Source organism: Actinoallomurus sp. CA-142502, assembly GCF_050936355.1.
GTDB classification, from domain to species: Bacteria; Actinomycetota; Actinomycetes; order Streptosporangiales; family Streptosporangiaceae; genus Actinoallomurus; species Actinoallomurus iriomotensis.
This window is the reverse complement of record NZ_JBNJMY010000001.1, coordinates 5,430,020-5,447,915: the sequence shown is the minus strand read 5'-3', so window position 1 is coordinate 5,447,915 and position 17,896 is coordinate 5,430,020. Positions and strand designations below refer to the sequence as shown.

Below are 17,896 nucleotides of genomic sequence, written 5' to 3'. Positions count from 1 at the left end.
CGATCCTAGCATCGCTAGACAATCAAGCGGCGGCAACCCGATGCGCGCCCTAGGTGTGCTGTCCGGACAGGTTGGTGACGCGGCTGGCTGGGGTTTGGCCGCCGATGCCGGTGTGGGGTCGGTGGTAGTTGTACCAGTCCAGCCAGTCGATGAGGACGGTTTGGCGTTCGGTTTCTGAGGTGTAGGGCTGGTGGTAGGCCCATTCCTCGGTCAGGGTGCGGTGGAATCGTTCGACCTTGCCGTTGGTCTGGGGCCGGTAGGGCCGGGTCCAGCGAGGGCTGATGCCCAGTTCGTCGCAGATGGTGCGCCAGGTGGTCTTGGTGTAGGCCCAGGCGTTGTCGGTCAGGACCCGTTGGATGGTGATGCCGCGGGCGGCGAACCACGCGGTGGCGCGGACGAGGAAGGCGGCGCAGGTGGCGGCGGTCTCGTCGGTGAGGGTTTCGGTGTAGGCCAGGCGGGAGTGGTCGTCCAGGGCGGTGTGCAGGTACAGGTAGCCGATGCCGGCACGTCGCTGGTTTTTGCGGCCGGCGGCGCGGCCCAGGGTCTTGTGTCCGCCGCCGTCGGGGATGCGGCCGAGTTTCTTGACGTCGATGTGGACCAGGTCGCCGGGGCGTTGGCGTTCGTAGCGGCGGATGGGTTCGCCGGTGGCGCGGTCACAGACCGCCAGGGGTGGCAGGCCGTGGCGGGTCAGGATGCGGTGAGCGGTGGAGGGCGCGATGCCGGTGCGGGCGGCCAGCCGGAGCGGGCCGATGCGGTGCGCCCGGCGCAGCGCGACCACGTGTGCCTCGATTTGTGGTGGGGTTCGGCGCGGGCTGTGGTGCGGGCGGCTGGAGCGGTCATGCATGCCGGCGGCGCCCAGTTGCCGGTAGCGGGTGGCCCAGCGTGCGGCGGTGGTGTGGCTGACGCCGAAGCGTTCGGCGGCCCGGCGTAGTGGCCAGCCGTCCTCAACGATGCACTGGGCCAGGCGCAGGCGGCCGGTCGGGGTCAGCGGGGCATTACGGTGGGGCATGAGGGCCTCCTGGACGTCGGTGCAGATGTCGCAATCCACACCGAAACCAGAAGGCCCTCCCCTTGTTCAAGAACCACCCAGGGCGTGTCGCCTGTCACCAACGTCCCCGGACAGCACACCTAGGAGCGCGGGGTGTCCTCCAGGTCCTCCACCTCGTCCAGGTCGCTCATGTCCAGCGGGGAGGCCTCGTCGTCGGACAGGTGGGCGTACGGGTCGGGCCGGGCGGCCTTGCGCCGGTCGTGGACGTAGGCGATCACCTCGGCGACCTCGAACAGCACGACGGTCGGCAGGGCCAGCGCCAGCATCGTGAACGGGTCCTGGCTCGGCGTGGCGACCGCGGCGAACACGAAGATGCCGAAGACGAGGGTGCGCCGCCACTTCTTGATCCGCGCGTGCGTCAGCACACCGGCGAAGTTCAGGATGACGACGAACAGGGGCAGTTCGAACGTCGCCCCGAAGATCAGCAGCATCGCGACGGCGTAGCCGAGATAGCTGGTGATCGTCACGATCGGGACGACGTGGTCCGGCGTGAAGCCGAGCAGGATGCCCAGGCCCTTGTCGAGCGTCTCGTAGGCCAGGAACGCGCCCGCCGCGAACAGCGGGATCGCTCCGCCCATGAAGACGTACGTCCAGCGCCGCTCCCGCTGGTAGAGCCCGGGTGCCACGAACGCCCAGAGCTGGTAAAGCCAGATCGGCGAGGCGAGCACCAATCCGATGATCAGACAGATCTTGATCCGCAGCACGAACGGGTCGAGGATCCCGGTCGTGGTCAGCGCGCACTGCCCGTTGAGGCGGTGGGCCTGCGGGATCTTGCAGTACGGATGCTGGAGGACCCGCCAGATCGGATCGTAGAAGATCCAGCCGACGATGCCCCCCGCGACGATCCCGAGTAGCGCCTTGAGGATCCGGTTGCGCAGCTCACGGATGTGCTCCATGAGCGGCATGCGCCCATCCGGGTTCGGCGTTCGGGAGGCACGCCGCAGGGACTTCATCGCCGACATGTGATTGTGTGCTCCGGCTCGTCAGGATTACTTGCCGTGCTCCGTCTGGCGTACCGGAACGCCTTCTCTCACGGCGTCGTCCGCCGGGGCCTTCAGCTCCTGCGGACCGGCCTGCGCCTCGAGACGCGCGGCCTCGGCACGCAACCGCGCGGCCTCCGAGCGAGCGTCCTGCGACGTGTTCTGCTTCTCGTCATCGTCGCCGATCAGACCCTTGGTCTCGGACTTGAAGATGCGCATCGAACGCCCGAGCGAACGCGCCGCCTGAGGCAACTTCGCCGAGCCGAACAGCACCAGAATGACGACCGCGATGATCGCGATCTCCCACGGGCCAAGATCCATGACAGTCCTCTTCAGCAGTGGCCGGTTCTCCCCTGATCGTACGCCGTCCGGCCGGGTGGCTCACTACCCCGTTTCTTCCAAACGGCGCGCCGCGGTGCGCAGCGCCGAATGTTTTGGCGCCAGACGCCCCCTGGTGTGCTGGATTTCACGGCCGAGATCGCGAACGGCGAGGAAAACCTTGATCGCGCAGACGGCGATCACGACCAGCCCGGCGAAGGTCAGTCCGATGAACAACATCACCCACGGCACGGGCCCGAGACTACACGCCCCGTAGCGGGCCCCGCCCGCGGCGAGTCCCGGGCAGGCCCGGTCAGGCGTACTGATCGAGGGCGCGTTCGGCGTCGTCACGGACGCTCTCGGCCAGGTCGGCGGGGGCGACGATGGCGCCGTCGCCGGCCAGCCGCAGCGCCAGGCGGCGGACCCACCGCGTGTCTCGAGTGCGCAGCTCGACGCGCAGCCGGCCCTCCCCCAGCTCGGTGACGCTCTCGCAGGGGTAGTGGTCGGCGACCCAGCGCCCGGACGGCGTCAGCTCGATGATCACCTTGGTGTCGTCGGGTGACGGCCGGAACAGGCCGCGGTCGACGTCGACCGGCTCGGCCTCCTCCGGGATCCGCGCGGCGACGTCGAGGACCTCCAGCTCGACGATGCGGTCGAGCCGGAACAGGCGCACCGCCTCGGCCCGGCGGCACCAGCCCTCCAGGTAGGACCAGCCGTCCACCAGGAGCAGGCGCATCGGGTCGACGTCGCGTTCGGTGTTCTCGTCGCGCCCCGGCACGTAGTAGGTCATCCGCAGCCGGCGGCCCTCGTCTAGCCCGGCGCGCACCTGGAGGAGGATGTCCGGGCGCACCTCCACCTGCACCGACACCTGGCTGCTCGGCTGCGCGGCGTTGCCGGCGGCGACCTCCAGCTTGGCGATGACGCGGCTGAGCGCGTCGCCGTGCTCGGGGATCTCGGCGAGCGTGCGCAGCGCGATGAGCAACGCCGCGGCCTCGTCCACGTCGAGCCGCAGCGGGCGGCTGATCGACTCGGCCTCGCTGACGACGATCTCACCGCCCTCGTAGGACAGGTCGATCGGGCAGTACGGGTCGGGCGCGCGCAGCTCGACGCACCACAAGAGGTTCAGGTCGTCGATGAGCTGCTTCTCGCTGACCTCGAACGCCGCGGCGGCCTCGGCGACGCTGACCGAGCTGCGCGAGACGACGTACGGGACGAGCGCGAGCAGACGCGTAAGACGATCCGCGGAGCTCATGAGCCCTCCTTCGTCGGAGGAGTGGTCCAGAACGCCGTGTTCTCGATTCGCTCACCGCGTTCGCTCATGCCAAAACCGCCTTAAGGTGCTGAATCATCGCGTCGCGTACGTCGGGCGGGCCGATGACGACCACGTCGTCGGCGAACCCGGCCAGGTAGTCCACGAGCCGGTCGACGTCGGCGAAGCCCAGTTCGGCGCGGTCCCACTCGCCCTCGTCGGGCCGTACGTCCGCGGCCCACCGGCGGATGCCGTGGGCGGCACCCTGACGCAGCCGCACCGTGGCGCTGCGGCGGTCCGGCGCCGGAGTGCTGCTGGCGGCCACGATCTCGCGGACGTCGACGCCGTCCGGCACCACGACCTCGCCGGCCGACCCGTCGCCGGAGACGACGCCGAGGATGCGGCTGAGGCGGAACACCCGCACCTGCCCGCGGTCACGGTCGTGACCCGCGACGTACCAGCGGCCGCGGCGGCTCACCACTCCCCACGGCTCCAGGTGACGCCGCTGTGGCGCGCTGCGCCCGATCCCCTGGTAGTCGAAGGCGACCGGCCGGCGGTCCCGTACGGCGCGCCACAGAGCGGGGAACGCCGGCTCGTGCGTGTCGACTCGCGGCTCGATGCCCAGAGAGGCGGCCTCGGCGGTGTCCACGCCGGCGGCGCGCAGCTTCAGCAGCGCCCCGGAGGCCGCCTCGGCGAGGCTGGCGCGCTGCCACACCCGCGCGGCCAGGCCCAGCACCGCGGCCTCGTCGGGCTCCAGCTGGATCTCCGGCAGCTCGTACGCCTGGCGCTGGATGCGGTAGCCGGTGTCCTCCTCGCCCTCGCTGCCGGTCTCCAGCGGGACGCCGAGCTCTCGCAGCTCCTCCTTGTCGCGTTCGAACATGCGCTTGAACGCCTCGGAGCCGTCGGGATAGCCCGGCACGGCCTGGCGGATCTGCTCCGCGGTGAGATATCTGCGGGTGGCCAGCAGGCACACCACGAGATTGAGCAACCGCTCGGTCTTGCGGCGCGACATCGGCACTCCTTTGGACCCGTCCCCGTGGCCTCCGACGCTACCGTTGGCGGGTGATCCGATGGCGCAAAGGCACGGTTGTCAACATACGCCGGGAGTGGCCCGGCGCGGTGGAACTCGACGTGGAGATCGACCACGACGGCGCGGCCCGCGCGCTGGCATACCCGGCACTGGTGGGATCGCCCCAGGTGGGCGACGCGGTGCTGCTCAACACTACGGCGCTCGCCATGGGCCTTGGCACCGGAGGGTACGCCATGGTGGTGGCCCTACCGGACCGTTTTCCGCCAGATCCCTCGGGCCCGGGCCATCTCGTCAAGGCCCGCTACACGCCGCTGCAGGCGACCGTGCTCGGCGCCGACGAGCAGGACTCCCCGCACCACGAGCTGCTCCGCGAAGCCGACTCGGTCGACGGGATGCCGGTGATCGTCGCCGACCTGCACTCGGCGCTGCCGGCGATCGTCGCGGGTCTGCACCGCGACCGGCCGGGCACGCGTGTCGTCTACGTGATGCCGGACGGCGGCGCGCTGCCGTCGTGGTTCTCCCGCGCGGCCGCGGCCCTGCGCGAGGCCGGAGCCCTGGCCGCGGTCGTCACCACCGGGCAGGCCTTCGGCGGCGACCTGGAGGCGGTGACCCTGCACACCGGGCTGCTGGCCGCACGCCTCGTGCTGGAGGCGGAGGTCGCGGTCGTCGCGCAGGGACCGGGCAACCTCGGCACCGGCACGCGCTGGGGATTCTCGGGCGTGTCGGCCGGCGAGGCGGTGAACGCCGCGGGCGTGCTCGGCGGCCGGCCGATCGCCTCGTTGCGGGTCAGCGAGGCCGACGCCCGCGAACGCCACCAGGGGGTCTCCCACCACAGCCTGACCGCCTACGGCCGGGTGGCGCTCACACGGGCCCAGGTGGTGGTGCCGGAGCTGCCGGGCGAGTTCGGCGCGCGCGTGGCCGCCGACGCCGCACCGCTCGGCGAACGCCATGAGCTGGTCAGCGTGCCGGTCGACGGGCTGGAGGAGGCGCTGCGCGCGTCGCCGGTACGCCTGTCGACGATGGGCCGGGGGCTGGATGAGGACCTCGCCGGCTTCCTGACCGCCGCCGCCGCCGGACGCCACGCCGCCGCCCTGCTCGGCTGAGCCGACCGGCCTCGAACGTCCGGCCGGGACCTTGCCGGATCGGGCGAATGGCCCCGGCCCGGCGCCTTTACGTTGTAGATCACGTGGCGGCGAAGGGTGCACGTCCCTGAGGCCGGGCCACGTCGCACAGGCGAGTCAGGGGCTCCCCGCCGGCGGTCGAGCGCCGGTGGGTTCACGTCGCAGATCCCGTAACGGCGAGGCCGCCGTCCGGCTCGTACCGGTGGCGGAAGGTGAAGGCCTCCGGGGCCGGGCCCGCTTCGCGCAGGCGGGTCAGGCGGGACAGGGCCTCCTCCACCGACGGCAGGTGGCCCGCCGGTACCCACCACAGCACCGTGAACGGCTCCGCCATCCGCGTGAACCACTCGCGGCGGCGCCGGATGTACTCCAGGTGGTCCGAGCGGTACGTGAAGTCCCACAGGGCCTGGAACGACTCCCACACCGACAGGTTGACGATCATGTCGTCGCCGTACGGGCGGATCGCCGTCGCGTCTCGGCCCTCCTCGTCGACCAGGCGCCACACGAAGCCCGGTGAGTTGTCGGCCAGGGCGTTGATCGGCTCGAGGCCGGTCACGAAGCCGGCCGCCTCAGCGGTGTCGAGGGGATGACACAGGCGTCCGACGTTGAGCTGTGCGAGGTGATGATCCGTCATGGGCGACAGCAGATCATCCGCGGCGCTCTATTGTCAATCATCATTATTTTTAGAAGTGATCTCCACACAGCACTCCCCCGGCCGTGCCCGCATCCGTGCCCGCAGCTCCGTCTCCCCCATGCCTTCGAGCAGGCCCTCCACCAGGGCGAGGTTCATGCCGCAGACCAGCGGCGGGAACTCCCGGGCCACCGCGTGGAACGGGCAGTTGCGCATCCGGACCACCCCGGCCGCGCCATCCGCCCGGTACGGCTCGTAGCCCTGCCGGGCCAGCACCTCCTCGACGCCGCCCTCCGCCGACTCCCCCGCCGTACGGCCGTGACGCCGCGCCACCCGCTCCAGGTCGCCCTCGGCCCCCAGCGACTCCACGACCTCCGCGAGCAGCGCCGCCGGCGTGCCGTAGTCACGCGGCGGCAGGCTCACGACGTGATCGACCGCGGAGCGCCGGTAGAGCTTGGCGGGCCGGCCCGCCCCCGGGCCGGACCGGCCGGGCGGACGGCGGAACACCACGTCGAGCAGGCCCGCGTCGGCCAGCCGGTCGAGATGGAACGCCGCCAGCGTCCGCTGGATCCCGGCCGCGTCGGCGGCCTCGGCCCGCCCCACCTCGTGATCCTGGGCGACCACGTAGTCGTACACCCGCCGCCGTACCGGATCACCCAGGGCCGTGATGGCCTCCACATCGCTCACGCGCCCGATTGTAGGAAGCGCAGCAGGAAGCGCGGCAGGGAGCGCGCCGCGGGTCAGTACGCGGCGATGATGTCGATCACGAACGCCAGCGTGTCGCTGCGCGTGATACCCGACGCCGAATGACCCTTCGCGCCGTACCCCGCGCTCGGCGGAACCACCACCAGCACCCGGCTGCCCACCGGTTTGCCGACGACCGCGCGGTCCCACCCGTCGATCATCTGCCGGGCGCCGACCACCACCGAGTCCGGATGGCCCCGGCCGCGCGAGGACTCGAACGTCTTGCGGCCACGCCAGATCTGGCCCAGATCGTGATAGACCACGACCTGCTTGGCCTCCACCGGCCGGCCCGTGCCCCGCACGATCGTGCGCACGGTCAGCTTCGCCGGCGGGCGCGCCGACGGAATCGTCATCGACGGCACCGCGCCCGTCGTCACCCGCGGCAGGCCCGCCTCGGTCTGCTGCTCCGGCGTGCCGTGCGCGGACGCGCCGTTGGGGTAGACGGCCAGCACGTCCAGCACGAACACCAGCGAGTCGTTGCCGCCGATCTGCAGCGCCGCGTAGCCCTGCGAGCCGTACCCCTGTCCCGGCGGGATCACCGCCACCACCCGGCCGCCCGGGCGCTGCCCGGCCAGCGCCCGGTTCAGCCCCGGCACCAGGTGCCCGTACGGGAACATCGCCGGGCGGCCCGAGTCGTAACTGCTGGCGATCAGCTTGTGGTCACCGCCGTTCCAGCGGTACCCGACGTAGTTCGCCGCGACCAGGTCGCCGGCCGCCACCTTGGCGCCCTTGCCCGAATGCAGGGTCTTGACGCCCAGCTTGCCGCCGGGCGCCGACCCCGGGATCGTCACCGCCGGCTGCCGGCCGACCGCTCCGGCCACCTTCACCCCGTCGGGCGGCCCTCCACCGCTGCACGCGACAACGCACGAGGCGAGGAGGGCCAGCACGACCCACGGGGCGGCACGCCGCATACGCCGACCTCCAGCGACCGGGTGATCAGATCGCGTCGAGAATATCGACAACGAACACGAGGGTGTCGGTGCCCTTGATGCCCGCCTGCGGCGACCCGGTCGAGCCGTAGCCCTCCTTCGGCGGGACGATCACCAGCACCCGGCTGCCGATCTTCTTGCCCACCAGCGCCTTGTCCCAGCCCGGGATCACCTGCCCGACGCCGATCGGGAATCCGGCCGGAGCGCCGTGCTTGTAGCTGGAGTCGAACTCCTTGCCGGTGCGCCACAGCACACCGTCGTACTGACCGACCAGCGTCTGACCCTTGGCGACCGCCTTGCCGGTGCCCTCGATCAGCGTCTGGACCTCCAGCTTCTTCGGCGCCGAACCCGACGGGATCTTCACCGTCGGCGCCTGGCCCGGCGCGCCCGGCGTGACCTGCGGGAACTGCGCGTCGATCTTCTGCTGCGTGCCCTGCACCGACGCCGTCTTGCCGTAGGCCTTCAGCACGTCGACCGACAGCACCAGGTCATCGCCGGCACCCAGCTTCAGCGCCTGCGCGACCTGGTCGCCGACCACCTTGTACGGCAGGGTCAGCTCCAGCCGCGTGCCCGGCGTACGGCCCACGATCTCCTTGTCCAGCGCCGGCAGCCCGGTCAGCTGGCTCGCGGTGTTCGCGGCCGGCTTGTTCTGCTTGAAGGTGTCCAGCAGCGGCTCGTGGGTCTTCTGGGGCTTGGCCGCCCACTGGTAGGCCACCAGGTGCGCGACGACGAAGTCGTTGGTGCTGATCTTCGGCCCGGAGCCGTGGATCAGCTCCTTGACGCTCTGCTTGACCGCCGGCTTGGCCTTGGGCACCGACACCGACGGCGCCTTGCCGAACGCGCCCTTGAACTTCACCGACGGCGCCGGCCGCGTCTCCCACCAGATGCCCGCGCCGATGAGCGCCAGCACCACGACCGCGCCCGCCACCGAGTAGATGATCTGACGCCGCTTGGCGGCCTTGCGCGTCCCCTTGCGCGGCGCCGAGCGGTTCTTGGAACCGAGCGCGTGCGGAGTGAACTCGCTACGGCTGATGTCCCGGGCCTGCGGCATCGTCACCTTCGGCCGGGCGTCCTGCTGGGGCTCCTCCTCGGTCCCCTCGGTCTCCGTTTCCTCGCGGCCTTCGACTTCAGACATCTTCTCCACCGTTTCGCGGGCATGACGACAGCACGAACGCACCCAACCTTGTAGCAGGCACCTAAAGGTAGCGTGAGAACGCGGTCACATTCCCGCGATCAACTTGTCGACACGGTCGTCCACCGAGCGGAACGGGTCCTTGCACAGCACCGTGCGCTGGGCCTGATCGTTCAGTTTCAGGTGCACCCAGTCCACCGTGAAGTCCCGGCGTTTCTCCTGCGCCCGCCGGATGAACTCCCCGCGCAGCCGCGCACGGGTCGTCTGCGGCGGCACCGACTTCGCCTCGAAGATCGCCAGATCCCGCGCCACCCGGTCCACCGACCCGCGCCGCTCCAGCAGGTAGTACAGGCCGCGCCCGCGGTGCACGTCGTGGTACGCCAGGTCCAGCTGCGCCACCCGGGGCGAGCTCAGCGGCAGGTCGTACTTCCGCCGGTACCGCTCGATCAGCTGGTACTTCGTCACCCAGTCGATCTCCCGCGCCACCAGGTCCAGATCGCCCGTCTCCACGGCGCGCAGGGTCCGCTCCCACAGGTCCAGCACGCGCAGCACCACCGGGTCCGCGCCGCGCCGGTCCACGAAGTCACGCGCCTTGTCGAGGTACTCCGACTGGATCTCCAGCGAACTGGCCTCCCGTCCGTTCGCCAGCCGGACCTTGCGCCGCCCGGTCATGTCGTGGCTGACCTCGCGGATCGCCCGGATGGGGTTCTCCAGCGTCAGGTCGCGCATCACCACACCGGCCTCGACCATGCGCAGCACCAGGTCGGTCGCCCCGACCTTGAGCAGCATCGTCGTCTCGCTCATGTTCGAGTCGCCGACGATCACGTGCAGCCGCCGGAACCGCTCCGCGTCCGCGTGCGGCTCGTCCCGCGTGTTGATGATCGGCCGCGACCGCGTCGTCGCCGACGACACGCCCTCCCAGATGTGCTCCGCGCGCTGGCTCACGCAGTACACCGCGCCGCGCGGCGTCTGCAGCACCTTGCCGGCGCCGCAGATGATCTGCCGTGTCACCAGGAACGGGATCAGCACATCGGCCAGCCGGCCGAACTCGCCGTGCCGTCCCACCAGGTAGTTCTCGTGGCAGCCATAGGAGTTGCCGGCCGAGTCGGTGTTGTTCTTGAAGAGATAGATGTCCCCCGCGATCCCCTCCTCGCGCAGCCGCCGCTCGGCGTCCACGAGGAGACCCTCGAGGATCCGCTCACCCGCCTTGTCGTGCACGACGAGCTCATCGACGCTGTCACACTCGGGCGTCGCGTACTCAGGATGACTTCCGACATCGAGGTACAGCCGTGCCCCGTTGCGCAGGAACACGTTGCTGCTACGGCCCCACGACACCACCCGGCGGAACAGGTAGCGGGCCACCTCGTCGGGTGACAACCGCCGCTGCCCGCGGAAGGTGCACGTAACGCCGTACTCGTTCTCCAACCCGAAGATGCGCCTGTCCACACCGCAAGGCTATGTGTCAGAGGACCGCAGTTGGTAGAGATCACGCCCGGCTGTACCGGTCACGAAAGCGCCACAACCGGCCGCGGATCGGACGAATGACCCCATCGTTGAGCCCACCGTGACCCCGGCCGGCGCCTTTACATTGTAGATCAAAAACGACGACACCCGCCGTGACCTGGGATGATCACGACGGGTGCCGCCAGGGCCTTACTCGCCGGCGTCGCCTTCGTCGCCTTGGGAGGCGCCGCCCTCCGACGCCCCGCCGGCCTGCTCCGCCTCTTCCAGCAACTGCTTGATCCGCGCCGCCGGCAGCCTGCGGAACAACCGGTGGTCCCGGTTGCGGTCCAGCACCGCCACCTCCAGCTGACCCGCCTCCAGATGCCGGTCCGCGTCCTGCTGCTCCAGCGCGTGCACCCCGACCCCCAGCGCACGCGCGAGCGGCAGACCCTCCTCGAACCGGTCCTTCAGCGCCGACGCCACCTGGTCGACCTGACCGCCCATCGCGACATAACCCTGCTCGTCGGCGACCGAACCGTCGAACGTCAGCCGGTAGATCTGGTCCGACGCCACGTCCGCGCCCACCTCGGCCACCACGATCTCCACCTCGAACGGCTTGTTCGACTCGGTGAAGACCGTGCCCAGCGCCGTCGCGTACGCGTTGGCCAGACCCCGCGCCGTGACGTCACGGCGGTCGTACATGTAGCCGTTCACGTCGGCGTACCGCACGCCCTGCTGCCGGAGATTCTCGAACTCGTTGTACTTGCCGACCGCCGCGAACGCGATCCGGTCGTAGATCTCACTGATCTTGTGCAGGGCCCGCGACGGGTTGTCCGCCACGAACAGAATGCCGTCGGCGTACTGCAGCACGACCACGCTGCGGCCCCGTGAGATGCCCTTGCGGGCGTAGTCGGCCTTGTCCTTCATCGCCTGTTCGGGCGACACGTAGAACGGCATGGACACCGGTGGCGTTCCTCACTACTCGATCGTCATTGGTCGGCTGGTCATCGCAACGGCGCGGGCGGGCCGCCGGGAGCGCTCATCCGCCCCTGCACGACCGACTCCACCAGCTCACCGACCCGGCCGTCCGGCATCCGCCGGTAACCGTCCGCCGTGACCACCGAGATCACCGGGAAGATCCGGCGCGTCAGGTCCGGGCCACCCGTCGCGGAGTCGTCGTCGGCGGCGTCGTACAACGCGTGGATCGAGGCGAGAACCGCCTCCTCCTCCGACAGATCGGACCGGAAGAGCTTCTTCAGCGCGCCGCGCGCGAACACCGAGCCCGAGCCGATGCTGTGGAACTCGTGCTCCTCGTAACGGCCGCCGGCCGCGTCATAGCTGAAGATGCGGCCCGCCTCGCGCTCCTCGTCATAGCCCGCGAACAGCGGCACCACCACGAGCCCCTGCAGCGCCATGCCGAGGTTGCCGCGCACCATCGTCGCGAGCCGGTTGGCCTTGCCCTCCAGCGAGAGCGTGCGGCCCTCCATCTTCTCGTAGTGCTCCAGCTCGACCTGGAACAGCCGCACGACCTCCAGGCCGATGCCGGCCGTGCCCGCGATCGCGATCGCGGAGTACTCGTCGGCGCGGAAGACCTTCTCGATGTCACGCTGCGCGATGACGTTGCCCGCGGTCGCCCGCCGGTCCCCGCCCATCACCACACCGCCCGGGAACGTCACCGACACGATCGTCGTGCCGTGGGGGAAGTGCTCACCCGCGGACACGCCCGCCGGCAGCTCCCGGTTCCCCGGCAGCATGTTCGGCGAGTGCACCGCCAGGAACTCGGTGAACGACGAGGGGCTCTGGCTCGCGAACGCACCCGGCAGACGCCCCGGCGCGGAACCTTGCGACGTCACACGACTCCTTCCACTGACAGCGGACGCGATCGCCCCCGCTAATCAGACCCTACTGTCAGCGCGCCGTCGCGTGCATGCGTCATGATCCCTCCCCCGTCCGCTCACGGCGAACCCGGCCGAACGCGGATGGATGTGATCGCATGCGAACCGGCCGATCAGAGAAAGGCATACTCCGCGGGACGCGGCGGCTCGACGGGCCTGGGAGCGTCGTCATGAGGGTCGGAGAGGTCGAGGACGGCGAAGCGCGGCTCGATCGGCCCGGGGCCGGCCACGTCGACGTCGAACTCCCAGGGGTCCCCGGAGTCGTCACGCGCGAACGCGTGGAGAACGGCGAGGTCATGCCCGCCGACCTGCCCGATCTCCCAGCCGGGATCAATCACCGGCCCGTCGCGGCGAGGCCGCACCACGGTCACCTCGAACCGCCCGTCCGGCCCCCGTCGCAGCCCCGACAGCCCACCGGTGAGGTACTCGATCGCCCGCCGTAGCAGCCACGGGTTGTCATCGAGCTGCCCCATCCCACTATTGCAATTCCCGCAGAGGATCCCACGCACCGCGCCGCCGTTCACGTGGTCGTGGTCGACCACCGTCGGCGACGCCACGCGGCAGACGGGACACCGACCCCGCTGCTGCTCGACCAGCCGCTCGATCTCGTCCTCGCCGATCCCGTAGCGCCGGAAAAGGTGGGCCTCGCGATGGCTCGTCCCTCTGCCGCGGGCCGTACGGCGCGCCGCCGGGCCCGCGGAAGTGGATGTTCGCTCCAGGTAGTCCACCGCCTCGCGGATGACCGCTGGACCGTCCCTGAACTGCCCCAGGGCTCCGTTACACGAGAAACAGATCAACCCCCGCACCTCGCCTGTCGCATGATCATGATCAACATGCAACGAGCGGGCGCGGAGGCAAATGAGACAAACGCTCGCCTGACCGTCGATGATCTCCGCTACCTCATCTTCGGTGAGACCGTAACGGTACTTGAGGAGGTAGCTCCTCTCGCTGCCGTGATTCTTCACCTTGTTGGCGACCGTCAGACGGTTGTGACAGGGCCGACAGTAAGTGGCGAGGCCATCTTTCTTCGACCGGTTACTCCCAAAGGCCGACAAGGGACGGATCTCGTCGCATTGGGGGCAGTAACGCAATCCTTCCGGCACCTCCGGCCGCTCGCGCACCTGCTTTCCGCGTTCGGCCATCCGCTTGCGATAGCTCGCCTTGGAACGACGCCGGAAACATTCCTTGCAGTACTGCGCGAGACCGTCGGCCCGACGCTTGTTACGCCCGTACTCCGCTGCGTTCTTTTCTAAGCCACAGTCCGGACACACTTGCCGCGATGGGAGTAAACCGGACAATTGCTGTCACTCTCCCCCTTTTTGGACGTAGCTCCTGACGAACTCCTCTGCGTTCTCTTCGAGGACCTCGTCTATTTCGTCCAGAATGGCGTCGACGTCGTCCGTGAGCTTCTCGTTGCGTTCCTGGACGTCTTCGCTGGGGGCGGTCTGGGTCTCGTCGACCTCTTCCTCGCGCCGGGTCGTCTGCCGCTGCCCGCCGGTGTCCCTCGTCGCCATGCTGCGCCTCCACTCCTGCCGAGAGACCTCGACTCTATCGTCGCCCGCCGACAACCAGTGGATCACTCACCGTGTCCCACCGTGGTCGGCGATCGGTCTCATGACGGCGTTATCACCACCGGCGATCCCTGTGAAACGGTCATACCGGTCACGACTGTGCATTGATCGACAGCGGGCCGCCGGACCGGCGCGTTCTGGGGCCCTCTGGGCGCTACTCCCCCGTCAGGGCGGTCACCAGGTCCGAGGCCGTACGGCAGCGGTCCAGGAGGGCGCCCACGTGCGCCTTGGTGCCCCTCAGCGGCTCCAGGGTCGGCACCCGCTGCAGCGACTCGCGGCCCGGGACGTCGAAGATGACGGAGTCCCACGACGCCGCGGCCACCGAGTCGGCGTACTGCCGCAGGCACCGGCCGCGGAAGTACGCGCGCGTGTCCTCGGGCGGGTCCTCGATGGCGGCGTCGACCTCGGCGTCGGTGGTGATGCGCTTCATGCGGCCGCGCGCGACGAGGCGGTTGTACAGGCCCCGGTCCGGGCGTACGTCGGAGTACTGCAGGTCGACCAGTTGGAGACGCGGGTGGGACCAGTCGAGGCCGTCGCGGCTGCGGTAGCCCTCCAGCAGTTCGAGCTTGGCGACCCAGTCGAGCTCGCTCGACAGCTGCATGGGGTCCTCGCCGAGGCGGTGCAGGACCGACTCCCAGCGGTCCAGGATCTCGGTGGTCGGCTCGTCGACGTCGGCGCCGAAGCGGTCCTCGACGTACTTGCGGGACTGCTCCAGGTACTCCATCTGCAGCTGCACGGCGGTCATCTTGCGGCCGTCGCGAAGGGTGAGCAGGTGTTTGCAGGACGGGTCGTGGGAGACGGCGCGCAGGGTCGCCACCGGCATGTCGACGGACAGGTCGACGGTGAGGAAGCCGTCTTCGATCATGGCGAGCACGAGGCCGGTCGTGCCGAGCTTGAGGAAGGTGGAGACCTCGCTCATGTTGGCGTCGCCGATGATGACGTGGAGCCTGCGGTACTTCTCCGGGTCGGCGTGAGGTTCGTCACGCGTGTTGATGATGGGGCGCTTGAGAGTCGTCTCGAGGCCCACCTCGACCTCGAAGAAGTCGGCGCGCTGGCTGATCTGGAAACCGTCGGTGCGGCCGTCGACGCCGATGCCGACGCGGCCGGCGCCGCAGACGACCTGGCGGGTCACGAAGAACGGGGTGAGGTGGCGGACGATCTCCGAGAAGGCGGTCTCCCGCTTCATCAGGTAGTTCTCGTGGCAGCCGTACGAGGCGCCCTTGTTGTCGGTGTTGTTCTTGTACAGCTGGATGGGCTGGGTGCCGGGCACCTGGGCGGCGCGGCGGGCGGCGTCGGCCATGACGCGCTCTCCGGCCTTGTCCCAGATCACGGCGTCGCGCGGGTTGGTGCACTCGGGGGTGGAGTACTCCGGGTGCGCGTGGTCGACGTAGAGGCGCGCGCCGTTCGTGAGGATGACGTTGGCCAGCCCGAGATCCTCGTCGGTGAGCTGGGTGGGGTCGGCGACCTCGCGTGCGAGGTCGAACCCGCGGGCGTCCCGCAGGGGGTTCTCCTCCTCGAAGTCCCACCGTGCCCGCCTGGCCTTGGCCGCCGATGCCGCGAGGTAGGCGTTGACGACCTGTGAGGAGGTCACCATCGCGTTGGCCCCCGGCTGACCGGGCACGGAAATGCCGTATTCGGTCTCGATTCCCATTACCCGCCGCACGCTCATAGACCTGAGCCTAATGCGCGATCGCCGTGCTCTTGCGAGGCGCGGCGGGATCGTGACCCGATTCGCCTTGTGGGGACGGGCTCAGGAGGGGTTCGAACGAGATGGCGGGGTGTGCTTCGGGGCGACGGCGTCCTCATGGCCGTTCCAGGTCAGGGTAAAGACCCGGCAACCGGAGCGGGGGACGTCGGTGGTGCTCGGGTATATCTCCCCCGAGGTGGAGTTCACCGGAGATCTGTGGTCGACGCGGCACGCGAAGTGGTTCGGGCGCCCGTACGGCGGAACCGGCGCCGTCGCGGGCGGCCGGCGTGGTGCCGGCCGCCCGCGACGAGCGGTTTACAGGTACTGACCGGTGTTGGCGACCGTGTCGATGGAACGGCCGGCCTCGGTGCCCTGCTTGCCGGAGACGAGCGTGCGGATGTAGACGATCCGTTCGCCCTTCTTGCCGGAGATGCGGGCCCAGTCGTCGGGGTTGGTGGTGTTGGGCAGGTCCTCGTTCTCGCTGAACTCGTCGACGCAGGCGGCGAGCAGGTGGTTGACCCGCAGGCCCTTCTGCCCGCTGTCGAGGAAGTCCTTGATGGCCATCTTCTTGGCCCGGTCGACGATGTTCTGGATCATCGCGCCGGAGTTGAAGTCCTTGAAGTAGAGGACTTCCTTGTCACCGTTGGCGTAGGTCACCTCGAGGAAGCGGTTCTCCTCGCTCTCGGTGTACATCCGCTCGACGACCCGCTGGATCATGCCGTCGACCGTGGCCTCGGCCGAGCCGTCGTGTTCCTTGACGTCGTCGGGGTGGAGGGGAAGTCCGGTGAGGATGTACTTGGAGAAGATGTCCTTGGCCGCCTCGGCGTCGGGACGTTCGATCTTTATCTTCACGTCGAGGCGCCCGGGCCGGAGGATCGCCGGGTCGATCATGTCCTCGCGGTTGGAGGCGCCGATGACGATGACGTTCTCCAGGCCTTCGACGCCGTCGATCTCCGAGAGCAGCTGCGGCACGATCGTGTTCTCGACGTCGGAGGAGACTCCGGATCCGCGGGTGCGGAAGATGGAGTCCATCTCGTCGAAGAAGACGATGACCGGGGTGCCCGCGGAGGCCTTCTCGCGTGCGCGCTGGAAGACCAGCCGGATGTGGCGTTCGGTCTCGCCGACGTACTTGTTGAGGAGTTCGGGTCCCTTGATGTTGAGGAAGAAGCTCTTGCCCTCGGCGCCGGTCTTCTCCGCGACCTGTTTGGCCAGGGAGTTGGCGACGGCCTTGGCGATGAGGGTCTTGCCGCAGCCGGGCGGACCGTAGAGCAGGACGCCCTTGGGCGGGCGGAGCTGGTGTTCGCGGAAGAGGTCGGCGTGGAGGTAGGGCAGCTCGACGGCGTCGCGGATCTGTTCGATCTGCGGCCCCAGGCCGCCGATCTCCTGGTAGGAGATGTCGGGGACTTCTTCGAGGACGAGTTCTTCGACCTCGGCCTTGTGGATCTTTTCGTAGGCGTACCCGGAGCGCGTGTCGAGCATCAGCGAGTCACCGGCGCGCAGGGAGACTCCGCGCAGGGGCTCGGCGAGCTTGACGACGCGTTCCTCGTCGGCGTGCGCGATGACGAGGGCGCGTTCGCCGTCGGCGAAAACCTCCTTGAGCATCACGACTTCGCCCTGGGTCTCGAAGTCGAGGGCGGCGACGACGTTGAGCGCCTCGTTGAGCATGACCTCCTGGCCACGCTGCAACTCCTCGATCTCGATACCCGGGCTGACGTTCACCCGCAGCTTGCGTCCGCCGGTGAAGATGTCGACCGTGCCGTCCTCGCGCGCGGCGAGGAACGTTCCGAAGGCGGATGGCGGCTGCGCGAGGCGGTCGACTTCCTCCTTCAGTGCGATGATCTGCTCTCGGGCTTCCTTGAGAGTCGCCACGAGGCGTTCGTTCTGGCCCGTAACCGCGGCCAGGCTTGCCTGCGCCTCATGTAGGCGTTCTTCGAGTACACGTACTTGTCGGGGGGATTCCGCGAGCTTTCGGCGCAGCACGGAGATCTCCTCCTCGAGGAAGGAGACCTGCGTCTGGAGGTCGCGGACCTCCTTTTCGTGCTGCGCCTTACGCGCCCCGGCATCGTCACGAGCGGCCACGCTCGTCACCTCCTCAGGCAGAGACGACGACCTAACTGAAAC

18 protein-coding genes are annotated in these 17,896 nt (G+C 69.4%); 1 reads left to right on the top strand and 17 read right to left on the bottom strand.

Features of this window, described 5'->3' with window-relative positions; translation table 11 throughout:
- Positions 1-49: 49 nt before the first annotated feature.
- The 6 genes from ACQEV1_RS25935 to ACQEV1_RS25910 form a co-directional block, all read right to left on the bottom strand.
- The gene (locus tag ACQEV1_RS25935; RefSeq protein WP_433393274.1) at positions 50-1,009 is read right to left on the bottom strand and encodes an IS481 family transposase; all 960 of its coding nucleotides are present in this window, start codon (positions 1,007-1,009) and stop codon (positions 50-52) included.
- A 119-nt stretch (positions 1,010-1,128) separates the two neighbouring features.
- Positions 1,129-1,953 (bottom strand): twin-arginine translocase subunit TatC, encoded by an 825-nt coding sequence (gene tatC / locus ACQEV1_RS25930; protein WP_285624609.1) that lies wholly within the window; start codon positions 1,951-1,953, stop codon positions 1,129-1,131.
- 84 nt (positions 1,954-2,037) lie between these two features.
- Positions 2,038-2,349 (bottom strand): Sec-independent protein translocase subunit TatA, encoded by a 312-nt coding sequence (tatA, locus tag ACQEV1_RS25925; RefSeq protein ID WP_285624612.1) that lies wholly within the window; start codon positions 2,347-2,349, stop codon positions 2,038-2,040.
- Positions 2,350-2,412: 63 nt separating this feature from the next.
- A complete protein-coding gene (locus ACQEV1_RS25920) occupies positions 2,413-2,598 on the bottom strand; it encodes a hypothetical protein (RefSeq protein WP_285583187.1) in 186 nt (61 codons plus the stop codon).
- A gap of 61 nt (positions 2,599-2,659) precedes the next feature.
- Complete coding sequence (locus tag ACQEV1_RS25915; protein WP_285624615.1) at positions 2,660-3,598, bottom strand: WYL domain-containing protein; 939 nt, start codon at positions 3,596-3,598, stop codon at positions 2,660-2,662.
- A 64-nt stretch (positions 3,599-3,662) separates the two neighbouring features.
- Positions 3,663-4,607 carry a helix-turn-helix transcriptional regulator gene (locus ACQEV1_RS25910; protein WP_285583191.1) on the bottom strand — a complete coding sequence of 315 codons (945 nt, stop codon included), beginning with the start codon at positions 4,605-4,607 and terminating at the stop codon, positions 3,663-3,665.
- Between the two features lie 50 nt (positions 4,608-4,657).
- Between ACQEV1_RS25910 and ACQEV1_RS25905 the strand changes: the two genes are divergently transcribed.
- Entirely contained in the window at positions 4,658-5,728 is a 1,071-nt protein-coding gene (locus tag ACQEV1_RS25905) for a DUF3866 family protein (RefSeq protein ID WP_433396647.1), read from the top strand.
- Positions 5,729-5,900: 172 nt separating this feature from the next.
- Here ACQEV1_RS25905 and ACQEV1_RS25900 read toward each other — a convergent pair whose 3' ends face one another.
- From ACQEV1_RS25900 to arc, 11 genes are all read right to left on the bottom strand, one after another.
- Positions 5,901-6,377 carry a DUF3291 domain-containing protein gene (locus ACQEV1_RS25900; RefSeq protein ID WP_433396645.1) on the bottom strand — a complete coding sequence of 159 codons (477 nt, stop codon included), beginning with the start codon at positions 6,375-6,377 and terminating at the stop codon, positions 5,901-5,903.
- A gap of 33 nt (positions 6,378-6,410) precedes the next feature.
- Positions 6,411-7,061, bottom strand: a complete 651-nt coding sequence (locus tag ACQEV1_RS25895; RefSeq protein ID WP_285624621.1) for a helix-turn-helix transcriptional regulator — start codon at positions 7,059-7,061, stop codon at positions 6,411-6,413.
- Positions 7,062-7,114: 53 nt separating this feature from the next.
- Positions 7,115-8,029 carry an FKBP-type peptidyl-prolyl cis-trans isomerase gene (locus ACQEV1_RS25890; protein ID WP_285624623.1) on the bottom strand — a complete coding sequence of 305 codons (915 nt, stop codon included), beginning with the start codon at positions 8,027-8,029 and terminating at the stop codon, positions 7,115-7,117.
- Between the two features lie 25 nt (positions 8,030-8,054).
- Positions 8,055-9,182, bottom strand: coding sequence for an FKBP-type peptidyl-prolyl cis-trans isomerase (locus ACQEV1_RS25885; RefSeq protein WP_433396643.1), 1,128 nt, complete (start codon positions 9,180-9,182; stop codon positions 8,055-8,057).
- Between the two features lie 84 nt (positions 9,183-9,266).
- Positions 9,267-10,625, bottom strand: a complete 1,359-nt coding sequence (gene pafA, locus ACQEV1_RS25880; protein ID WP_285583202.1) for a Pup--protein ligase — start codon at positions 10,623-10,625, stop codon at positions 9,267-9,269.
- 207 nt (positions 10,626-10,832) lie between these two features.
- Positions 10,833-11,579 (bottom strand): proteasome subunit alpha, encoded by a 747-nt coding sequence (gene prcA, locus ACQEV1_RS25875; protein ID WP_285624956.1) that lies wholly within the window; start codon positions 11,577-11,579, stop codon positions 10,833-10,835.
- Positions 11,580-11,626: 47 nt separating this feature from the next.
- Positions 11,627-12,376, bottom strand: a complete 750-nt coding sequence (prcB, locus tag ACQEV1_RS25870; RefSeq protein WP_432705588.1) for a proteasome subunit beta — start codon at positions 12,374-12,376, stop codon at positions 11,627-11,629.
- A 254-nt stretch (positions 12,377-12,630) separates the two neighbouring features.
- A complete protein-coding gene (locus tag ACQEV1_RS25865) occupies positions 12,631-13,659 on the bottom strand; it encodes an endonuclease VII domain-containing protein (protein WP_433396640.1) in 1,029 nt (342 codons plus the stop codon).
- A gap of 162 nt (positions 13,660-13,821) precedes the next feature.
- Entirely contained in the window at positions 13,822-14,031 is a 210-nt protein-coding gene (locus ACQEV1_RS25860; protein WP_285624632.1) for a ubiquitin-like protein Pup, read from the bottom strand.
- A gap of 211 nt (positions 14,032-14,242) precedes the next feature.
- Positions 14,243-15,757, bottom strand: coding sequence for a depupylase/deamidase Dop (gene dop, locus ACQEV1_RS25855; protein ID WP_285624634.1), 1,515 nt, complete (start codon positions 15,755-15,757; stop codon positions 14,243-14,245).
- A gap of 333 nt (positions 15,758-16,090) precedes the next feature.
- Positions 16,091-17,863: a proteasome ATPase gene (arc, locus tag ACQEV1_RS25850; protein ID WP_285624637.1), complete on the bottom strand. Its 1,773-nt coding sequence runs from the start codon at positions 17,861-17,863 to the stop codon at positions 16,091-16,093.
- Between the last annotated feature and the right edge of the window lie 33 nt (positions 17,864-17,896).

Coding starts and splice junctions, on each gene's coding strand:
- ACQEV1_RS25935 (WP_433393274.1), bottom strand. CDS start 1,009: ATGCCCCACCGTAATGCCCCGCTGACCCCGACCGGCCGCCTGCGCCTG.
- tatC (WP_285624609.1), bottom strand. CDS start 1,953: ATGCCGCTCATGGAGCACATCCGTGAGCTGCGCAACCGGATCCTCAAG.
- tatA (WP_285624612.1), bottom strand. CDS start 2,349: ATGGATCTTGGCCCGTGGGAGATCGCGATCATCGCGGTCGTCATTCTG.
- ACQEV1_RS25915 (WP_285624615.1), bottom strand. CDS start 3,598: ATGAGCTCCGCGGATCGTCTTACGCGTCTGCTCGCGCTCGTCCCGTAC.
- ACQEV1_RS25910 (WP_285583191.1), bottom strand. CDS start 4,607: ATGTCGCGCCGCAAGACCGAGCGGTTGCTCAATCTCGTGGTGTGCCTG.
- ACQEV1_RS25900 (WP_433396645.1), bottom strand. CDS start 6,377: ATGACGGATCATCACCTCGCACAGCTCAACGTCGGACGCCTGTGTCAT.
- ACQEV1_RS25890 (WP_285624623.1), bottom strand. CDS start 8,029: ATGCGGCGTGCCGCCCCGTGGGTCGTGCTGGCCCTCCTCGCCTCGTGC.
- ACQEV1_RS25885 (WP_433396643.1), bottom strand. CDS start 9,182: ATGTCTGAAGTCGAAGGCCGCGAGGAAACGGAGACCGAGGGGACCGAG.
- prcA (WP_285624956.1), bottom strand. CDS start 11,579: ATGCCGTTCTACGTGTCGCCCGAACAGGCGATGAAGGACAAGGCCGAC.
- prcB (WP_432705588.1), bottom strand. CDS start 12,376: ATGCTGCCGGGGAACCGGGAGCTGCCGGCGGGCGTGTCCGCGGGTGAG.
- ACQEV1_RS25865 (WP_433396640.1), bottom strand. CDS start 13,659: ATGGCCGAACGCGGAAAGCAGGTGCGCGAGCGGCCGGAGGTGCCGGAA.
- ACQEV1_RS25860 (WP_285624632.1), bottom strand. CDS start 14,031: ATGGCGACGAGGGACACCGGCGGGCAGCGGCAGACGACCCGGCGCGAG.
- dop (WP_285624634.1), bottom strand. CDS start 15,757: ATGAGCGTGCGGCGGGTAATGGGAATCGAGACCGAATACGGCATTTCC.